Consider the following 3,217-nt stretch of genomic DNA (forward strand, 5'->3'; position numbering starts at 1 on the left):
TTGCACTGGCCTGATAGGAGCGTATGATTCCATTTAATGTCGCCATCCGAATAATAAGTTAATAATATATAGCTTACACCGTAGTATTGTACTAAGATATCAAATTTATCGGGAGATAGCAGCAACTCAAGTCTGCTCTAGGTCCAGGCCATCAATTTTAAGTCTTTAAATAGATATTCAAACCTAAATTTCTAACTTTGCCATATGATCAGCGTTACATCATATGATAAAGGACATCTGCGTGAGCTAGCTTCTATGGTGTCGCATGCTGCCTTCAAGAAGCTGTCTACTTCTACCAATCAGTCCTCCTACATCCGTCGTATGAAACGGTACACAGGATGGGAACAGATGACTGCTGATCAACCAAAACGCTTAGGTGACCTTATTGCACATACCTATCAGATTCTTGAACAAAATTATCGGCACGAGTACCTCTACAAAAACAAACTGCTCAATGATTACGTGTTGAAGCACTATGCATTAGACGACACCATCTTGCTCAATGAATTTCGTGTAGGTGATTCTATTGCCGATATCGTATTGGTCAATGGTGCCAACAAAGTGTTTGAGATCAAGACTGAGCTTGATACCCCAGAGCGGCTTAAGACCCAACTAGATGACTATTACAAAGCATTTACCGAGGTCTACGTATTCACGCATACCACATTAGCAGACAAATACCTTAGCATACTGCCCCCTTATGTTGGACTGCTATTGTACACTGCCTCTGGATCCGTCTACGAGTTGCGCAAAGCTATCCCACGTACTGAATCTTTGGATACCACCTTCATGATGGCGTCCCTGCGTAAGGCTGAATATACCAAGCTCACAAAGAATCTCGCAGGCTTCATCCCCGAAGCTACTCCGGCATTCTATTATAGGTCCTGTCTTGAAGTATTGTATCAGTTCCCTGTAAAGCAAGTGCAACAAGCTTATTGTAGTATTCTGAAGCAACGAATAGATTTCCAGATCAATACCTATGTATCCGAAGGCGAGGTGCCTTCTTATATGAATTTTTCTTTCTACCAGTCGCGATTCAATAAAAAAATGTATCTTACAATGATTAGTAATCTAAGTAAGAACCTTTTGTAAACGACTTTGGCTATGCCTTATCCTTGTTTTCCAAGTTATTTCATTTCAAAGTTGGAGTTAGAAGCCCATATTCTAGAGGTTACTTTCATAGATCGATTAACTTTAAAGTCAAATAAATTTATCTCCATAATAAGATGTCGGAAACCAATCGTATAGAATTTAAAAGGGAATTCAATATCGACGTTGATATTGAAAAGGAGATTATAGCATTTTTAAACTATAATGAGGGCGGTATAATCTACATTGGTATAGATAAAACTGCGAAAGTAATAGGAGTGCTGGACGCGGATGGAGATGCACTCAGGATAAAAGATCGCATAAAAAATAATATTTCACCTTCCGCCATGGGGTTATTTGATGTGATTATCGAAGAAAGAGAAGGAAAGAATATTATTAAAATCATAGTGGTCGGCGGTGGCGAGAAACCTTATTTCAAGAAAAAATTTGGAATGACTGAGAAAGGTAGTTTTATACGGATTGGGACGGCCTCAGAATCAATGCCTCAGAAGATGATCGATCAGCTATTTGCTACCCGTACCCGTAATTCTATTGGTAAGATTCGGTCATATAGGCAAGATTTAACATTTGAACAGCTTCGTATATATTATGATGAAAAACGTACTCCGCTAAAAGGGCAGTTTAAAAAGAGTTTAGAATTACTTACCGATGATGGAGATCTTAACTATGCAGCCTATTTATTGGCCGATGACAATGCAGTCTCTATAAAAGTAGCTAAATATAGTGGCGTAAATAGAGTCGACCTAATAGAGAATAACGAATACGGTTACTGTTCATTGATTAAGGCAACAAAGAGCGTCCTAGATAAGATCGAATTGGAGAATCTAACAACAACTCAAATTACAGCTAAGGAACGTATCGATCACCGATTATGGAATCCAGTGGCTCTTCGGGAAGCCATCATAAATGGCATTATTCACAATGATTTTACTCGCGAAATACCTCCCAAGTTTGAAATATTTGCCGATAGGATAGAAATTACCTCAGCAGGGATATTGCCTGAGGGATTGAGCGAAGAAGAGTTTTTCGATGGTGTTTCGTTTCCTCGAAACCGAGAGTTGATGCGGGTATATAGGGATCTAGAATTGGTAGAGCAATTGGGATCGGGAGTACCGAGGATCTTAGAAAGTTATGATAAAGAATGTTTCAAGTTTCTCGACAACTTTACTCGCATCTCATTTCCTATTTCGAAAGCTAGTGGTCGCTACGTCAGGTTGGTAGATGGGTTGGTAGGTGGGTTGGTAGATGGGTTGGTAGAAAGTCAACAAGAAATAATACGGCTGATAATGGCGAACCCAAGGATATCTAAGAAATCTATGTCCAAGCATATTGGAATCAGCACCACGGCTATTGATAAGCATATACGGAGCTTAAGGGAAAATAAAGTCATAGGACGTGTTGGAAGCGATAGATCTGGTTATTGGGAATTATTAAACTAATTGTTAAATAATAACCTCTCTCCCTCATTACATTTATGAGAAGGGTGGGAAGACCTATTCAGTTCCTTATCATGGTAGCAAAGTTGGTTTAATTTATCATTATGAATGTCGAATTGATTAAGCTTTTGCAAGATTATTGTGGTGCAGATCCACATATTACGGAGAGCACAAGATTATTTCACGATCTCGATCTCTATGGCGATGATGCGGCGGAATTTTTCGATAGGTTCAAGGACAGATTCACTGTCGATATGTGCGATTTTTGCTTCGCAGACTATTTCCCAAACGAAGGAGATTGGATATTACCTACCATTTTAAGGTTTTTAATAGGTAGACCACAGCCAATATATAGACCACTTACAGTATCCGATCTACAGTTAGCTATCGATTGCGGTTACCTGCAATGAAAGCATTACAATAATTCAAACTTTCATAATATCTCAATCCAGTATCATAATGTGTTGTATCATTCAAAAGCTGTCTCATCTTGATAAAAATTTTAATTCCCGTCATCAAGCTTGATAAACTTATTTTTGACAACCCGCCATTCATCAGTCGAGGCATCCCTCGCAAATCTCATATCGGGCTGGTATCCATTTGTGCCGCCACAATTAATTGTGATGTAACCTCTTTTAAATCGAAGTCCCTTGTAAAAATGCAATTTTCGC

3 protein-coding genes are annotated in these 3,217 nt (G+C 38.9%); all 3 read left to right on the forward strand.

Annotated elements, in window-relative coordinates; translation table 11 throughout:
* Nucleotides 1-204: 204 nt before the first annotated feature.
* The 3 genes from JKG61_RS22660 to JKG61_RS22670 all read left to right on the forward strand — a co-directional run bounded on the left by JKG61_RS22660 (nucleotide 205) and on the right by JKG61_RS22670 (nucleotide 2,956).
* Nucleotides 205-1,092 (forward strand): sce7726 family protein, encoded by an 888-nt coding sequence (locus tag JKG61_RS22660; RefSeq protein ID WP_202105286.1) that lies wholly within the window; start codon nucleotides 205-207, stop codon nucleotides 1,090-1,092.
* A gap of 134 nt (nucleotides 1,093-1,226) precedes the next feature.
* Nucleotides 1,227-2,549: an RNA-binding domain-containing protein gene (locus JKG61_RS22665; RefSeq protein ID WP_202105287.1), complete on the forward strand. Its 1,323-nt coding sequence runs from the start codon at nucleotides 1,227-1,229 to the stop codon at nucleotides 2,547-2,549.
* A gap of 101 nt (nucleotides 2,550-2,650) precedes the next feature.
* The gene (locus tag JKG61_RS22670) at nucleotides 2,651-2,956 is read left to right on the forward strand and encodes a DUF1493 family protein (RefSeq protein WP_202105288.1); all 306 of its coding nucleotides are present in this window, start codon (nucleotides 2,651-2,653) and stop codon (nucleotides 2,954-2,956) included.
* Nucleotides 2,957-3,217 lie beyond the last annotated feature (261 nt).

It is taken from the genome of Sphingobacterium faecale, from assembly GCF_016746095.1.
Classification (GTDB): Bacteria; Bacteroidota; Bacteroidia; order Sphingobacteriales; family Sphingobacteriaceae; genus Sphingobacterium; species Sphingobacterium faecale.

What these genes read in the sequence shown, in the direction of transcription:
- JKG61_RS22660 (WP_202105286.1), top strand. Translation starts at nt 205, where the DNA reads ATGATCAGCGTTACATCATATGATAAAGGACATCTGCGTGAGCTAGCT.
- JKG61_RS22665 (WP_202105287.1), top strand. Translation starts at nt 1,227, where the DNA reads ATGTCGGAAACCAATCGTATAGAATTTAAAAGGGAATTCAATATCGAC.
- JKG61_RS22670 (WP_202105288.1), top strand. Translation starts at nt 2,651, where the DNA reads ATGAATGTCGAATTGATTAAGCTTTTGCAAGATTATTGTGGTGCAGAT.